Source organism: Paenibacillus sp. Aloe-11 (assembly GCF_000245715.1).
Taxonomy (GTDB): Bacteria; Bacillota; Bacilli; order Paenibacillales; family Paenibacillaceae; genus Paenibacillus; species Paenibacillus kribbensis.
The window spans coordinates 10,450-15,727 of record NZ_JH601050.1 but is presented as its reverse complement, the minus strand read 5'-3'; the positions used below and the strand labels follow the sequence as shown (position 1 = coordinate 15,727).

5 protein-coding genes are annotated in these 5,278 nt (G+C 48.6%); 1 reads left to right on the top strand and 4 read right to left on the bottom strand.

Translation table 11 applies throughout. From position 1 onward, the window contains the following. The coding region (gene tsaB, locus WG8_RS06135) for a tRNA (adenosine(37)-N6)-threonylcarbamoyltransferase complex dimerization subunit type 1 TsaB (RefSeq protein ID WP_007429261.1) at positions 1–475 on the bottom strand (475 nt) is incomplete at its 3' end. A 3-nt stretch (positions 476–478) separates the two neighbouring features. Then, on the bottom strand, positions 479–958 hold the full coding sequence (gene tsaE / locus WG8_RS06130; RefSeq protein WP_007429260.1) for a tRNA (adenosine(37)-N6)-threonylcarbamoyltransferase complex ATPase subunit type 1 TsaE: 480 nt from the start codon (positions 956–958) through the stop codon (positions 479–481). Positions 959–1,091: 133 nt separating this feature from the next. Here tsaE and WG8_RS06125 point away from each other — a divergent pair, with 133 nt between their 5' ends. Further along, a complete protein-coding gene (locus tag WG8_RS06125) occupies positions 1,092–1,622 on the top strand; it encodes a cysteine hydrolase family protein (RefSeq protein ID WP_007429259.1) in 531 nt (176 codons plus the stop codon). A 247-nt stretch (positions 1,623–1,869) separates the two neighbouring features. Here WG8_RS06125 and WG8_RS06120 read toward each other — a convergent pair whose 3' ends face one another. Both WG8_RS06120 and WG8_RS25920 read right to left on the bottom strand, forming a co-directional pair. Continuing rightward, entirely contained in the window at positions 1,870–4,167 is a 2,298-nt protein-coding gene (locus WG8_RS06120; protein ID WP_232289059.1) for an S-layer homology domain-containing protein, read from the bottom strand. Positions 4,168–4,530: 363 nt separating this feature from the next. Next, a partial coding sequence (locus WG8_RS25920) for an AfsR/SARP family transcriptional regulator (RefSeq protein ID WP_007429256.1) occupies positions 4,531–5,278 on the bottom strand: 748 nt, incomplete at its 5' end.

Here is a 5,278-nt window from a genome sequence, read left to right as displayed (position 1 = left end):
CGAACAGCCCCGTGTAAACCTGTCCACGGCGCGCATCCAGCACAGGCACAATCCAGTCTGCTGCCTTCGCTCCGGCTGGACTTTCACTCACCGACTCACCTTTCCCTGCTTCGACACCACGATTCCACCCTCCCCACGCCAAAGCGTGCAAAGTGGATATGGACGTCACCGGGATGCCCCAGGCCCAAGCGAGGGTTTTGGCAGCAGTCACTGCAATCCGGATACCGGTGTAAGAACCCGGTCCGACACCGACTGCAATACCGTCCACATCATCGCGCGTCAATCCTGCTTCGCTCAGGAGCCGTTCCAGCTCGGTAATGACATGCACCGAGTGATTTCGTTCGCCATACACATTGCTTTCTCCCAGCAGCTCTCTTCCGTTCATCAGGGCGGCCGCCATCACGGTCGTCGCTGTATCTAACACCAAAAACCGCTCACGCGGCTGTACATTCGCATCTGTATGCTCTCTTTGCATGGTTCAAACTCCATTCTCCCGCAAACTGCGGCACCATTGTTCATAAGGCTCGCCATACCCGGTCAGATGAATCAAGCGTTCCCCGACATCCGTCGTCTCTATATACATGTGAAGCCTTTGCTCCGGCAATATATCGGGTATAATACTGCCCCATTCCACCAGACATACTCCTGCTCCGTAAAAATACTCATCCAGCCCAAGGTCCTCTGCCTCATCCTGGGTGATGCGGTACACATCCATATGGTACAAAGGCAAACGGCCCTCATACTCCTTGATTAGCGTAAAGGTTGGGCTGTTCACAATACCCGGGACACCCAAATGGCTGGCAAAAGCTTTGGAAAAGGCCGTTTTACCTGCTCCCAGATCTCCGTCCAGCACGATTACCGTTCCGGGAACGGCTTGGGCTGCCAAAAAACCTGCCAAAGCCCCGGTCTGCGCCTCTGCGACAGAACGAAACGTAAACTGTTCCTGCGAAATTGTCATATATTTTAATCACCTTTCGTCCACAACGGACCGTTCCAACTTGTTCTTTATTATATAGTTCACCTTATGTCGCCGCAAGGCATGAAGACATGCTATTGTATGTTAAGGAAGACACAAGGAGGGAATCGAAACGATGGGACAAAACGTTTTACTCTTGATTGATGTACAGCAGGCTATGTTCATGTATGATGAGAAGCTGTATCGTGAACAGGAAGTTGTAGCGAATTTGCAGCAGCTTTTGGCCAGAGCCAGAGCTGCAGGCACACCGGTGATTTTTGTGCAGCATACGGATGAAACGGATGAGGATTTCCGGGAAAACAGTCCCGGCTGGCCCATCGCCGACGCGGTGCGTCCTCTTCCTCATGAACGAATTGTCCGTAAATCATCCTGGGACAGCTTTTACCAAACCGAATTGCAGCATGTGCTCCAGGAATTAGGGGCCGATCGGCTCGTAATCGCGGGGATGCAGACCGAGTTTTGCCTCGACACGACTTGCCGAAGTGCCTATAGTCTGGGATATCAGAACAATGTGCTTGTATCAGATGCGCATAGTACATTTGATAGCAAGGTGCTAAGCGGCGAACAAATTGTAGCTCATCACAATGGGGTGCTTAGCAATCGTTTTGTGCGTTTGCTTGCGACGGCAGATGTTCATTTTTCGTGAGCCTGACCATCATAAAAAATAGCCCCCGTTTGCTGCCAGGCGAATGTGAATGACAGATATCACCTATATCCCCACCGATGAAGGATGGCTCTACCTGTCTTACACCATTCGGATCGCGGAAGTCAGTATGCAGCTCATGATGAGCGGCTAAAACAAAAGTTATCCTGCAACAGCCCTTCTCAACTGTCGCAGGATAACCTTTGTCATATAGCTCCGCTGTTACATATGAATGATATCAGGTAAGACATTAGTTCAAGGAATCCACGAGATTCTTAACTTGTGGGTGGAGGTTCAATGCATTTAGAACAATCGTTAGAGCCTCCGCACGTGTGGCATTGCCATGTGGATCAAATGCGCCATTGCTCTTGCCATTGATAATACCCGCTTCTGCAACATCCTTAATTGCGTTCGTTGCATAGGGGCTTGCAATGGATATATCTGGAAAGTTACCTTTGGAATCCTCTTTATCCACACCATCCAAGTTCACAATACGGGATAGGATGATAGCCATTTCTTCGCGGCTGATCGTTTGGTTCGGTTTGAATGTTCCATCGCCATAACCACCAAGTACCCCTGCGCTAGCGAGCTTCTCAATAGCTTCCTTAGCCCAGTGACTGCTAATATCACTCATAGCAGCGGAATGATCGGCACCGCCGCTAATATCGAATGCGCGAGAAATAAGCATTGCGAACTCTGCACGTGTGATATCGCCATTAGGCTTGAACTGTCCATCCCCATAACCTTTGATAATCTGCAGTTTTACAAACGTATCGATCGCCTTTTCAGCCCAGTGTCCTTTAATATCAGCCAATTCAATCTTGACATTAGCTTGCTTAGCTTCCGCTATCTTGGACTCAATAGCCTTAACGGAGCTTGCTACATTAACAATGCTGCTCTTGAATACATCAACAGTAGGCTGCGCAGGTTCAGGGTTCGATGCCGGAGCAGGCAACGTGGTCTGTGTTGACGATATAGTCGATGTAGAAGATGCAGATGATGTATCCGTTACTGATTTATCTCTCTTTCTGGATGGCGCTGTTGGCGTGACTTCCTTGGAGACAGCGGAAGCTGCACTGCTACCTGCACCATTTTCAGCTTTCACTGTAAACGTATACGTGGTGCCATTGGACAGCCCCGTTACCGTGATCGGGCTTGTCGTCCCTATTGCGGTGATATTCCCTGGTGAGGCCGTGACCTCGTAGCGTGTTATTGGGCTTCCTCCGTTTTCGACAGGGATATTGAAGCTGACAGTCGCTTGTCTATCACCTGCTGTTGCAGTTACATCCGTTGGTGATGACGGAACGGTTTTCGGTGTTTCGCTCACTTCATTGGAAGTAGCGCTTTCTCCTCCCGGGTTCGTTGCTTTGACGACAAAATAGTATGTGGTGCCATTTGCCAAGCCTGTTACATCATAGCTGTATACCGAACCGCTTACCGTGGTTTCTTCTGACCCATAAGCCCCGGAAGTCGTACTTTTGAATATTTTGTACCCCGTGGAATCGATCATCGGATTCCATGTAAGACTTACTCGCGAATCTCCGGCTGTAGCGGGCAGCAATACCGGCACTCCAGGCACTGGAACTTGCGGCGTTGCACTCACTTCATTAGAGTTGTCGCTGTAGCCTCCTGCGTTGCTTGCCTTGACTACGAAAAAATACGTCGTACCGTTCGTCAAGTCTGTTTCCGTATAGCTATAAGTCGCCCCGCTCACCGTCGCAACCGGGATTGACCCATAGGAACCCGATGCTGTTCCCTTGTAAACATCGTAGGTGACTGCTCCTGAAACACTGTTCCAGCCTAAAGTCACTTGTCCGTTACCAGATGTCGCTGTGAGTCCTCCTGGTGCCGCAGGCGGGTTAATATGTGGCTTTGCGCTCACTTCATTCGAGGCAGAGCTATCCCCGTGTTCATTGCTAGACTTAACCGTAAAGTAATATGTTGTACCGTTGGTCAGTCCTGTTACTGTTGCAGTTGTGCCGTTGACTGTCGCAACCGGAACCGCATCGTATATACCTGGCGATGTTCCTTGATACACTTTATAACTCGTTGCATCCAATACGCTGCTCCAGTTTAACGTTACTTGCTCATCACTTGCTGTAGCTGCAACGTCGGCTGGCGCATCCAGCGTGGTATTGTATAGCTGGAATTCTGTAATGTCAGGAAAAAAAGACCACGAATTAATCGTAACCTTCACATATCTTGCACTGACAACTTGAGGCAATGTTTTATTGATAATTACATTCGTATTTCCAGCTACTGTATCTACTACAGTCCAATTCGAATCATCATTGCTTGTTTCTAATGTGATCGCACTGTTATACCGATCTGACAATGTCTGTACCATATAACTATTAAATTGTGTTACCGAGCCTAAGTCAACCTTAAGCCAAGGAGAACCGCTTGCGGTTGAAGGTCCCCACTCACTACGTGGATTACCGTCGACTGCATTACTTGGAAAAGTACCGGGCCATATACTGCTAGCTGTTGCCGTTTTATTTAATGCCAGGTTCGTAGCGGCTGCATGTACAGGGGTTATTCCTGCCATAAGAAAAAATACCAATAACGAAGAAATACACCGTCTAATCATCTATTTCTTTCACTCGCCTCTCGCTGTATTCTAGGATGAACTTCATACGAGTTTTCAAATACTCAACGCTTCTGTAATCTACAACTCCAAGAGGAGCAGAGACCGACTATTTTTTCACATGCCTAACAGTGTTGCTTGATTCACTCGCCCATATTGCCTCTCTCCCTCCCCATTGCGATACATTCTATCAAACCGTTCTCACAAAATTCTCACAAAACCACGGATGCGGTCGATAAAACAAAAAAGAGGCTATCCCCCAATAGATTTTTCTACGGGAATAACCACTTTCTTATGAATCCAGTATTCAGTTTTCGGTGAACCCTACTCCAAATATGAGGCCTTCTGGCTTCTCAGCTCCTGCGGCGGCTCCAGCCCCAGCTCCTTGCGATAAGAAGCCTCGAATTGCGCGTAATGCCTGACGATTTTCTCCTTGTTCCCGCTGCTTGCATAGATGCTCAGTAAAGTCTGATTCATCTCCTCATTCAGGGGGTACACAGTCAAATACGAATCAATCTTCTGCTCCGCCTTTTTCCAATCCTCCCTGGCGAGATACTGCTGAATCAAACTGCGTACAAGCGATGTGTACTGTTTGCAGAATGTTGCCTCCAGCGGAGCTTTCCAGAAGTAATCTTTTCTCTCCAGCAGCGGACCTTTGTAGAGTGAACATAGATGTTCTGTTTGCACCGTATCCTGAAACCCTTCCGCAAGAGAAAAGCCATACCGCTCATATTCCAGCACATCGTATGTTCGATCCGATGGTTCCAGCATGTATCCTTCGTTCGTTTTCTGAATCTCCATGCCGAGTTCTTGCTCTTTCAAAAGCTTCTTTAAACGATACATCGTGTTATGCAAATTATGCGACGCGCGGTCCTCGCTCATATCCGGCCACAACAAATCCGCCAACCGCCACTTGTTGAGATTCTGACCCGGATGGCAGAGGAAATAAGCGAATAGCTCCTCCGTCTTGCGTGTCGGAAAGCGGATTAGTGATCCTTCCCGATTTCGGACCTCGAATCCTCCGAAGCACCGAATCGAGGCAAGCCCCACCGGCTGTTCAGCATAGACGGCA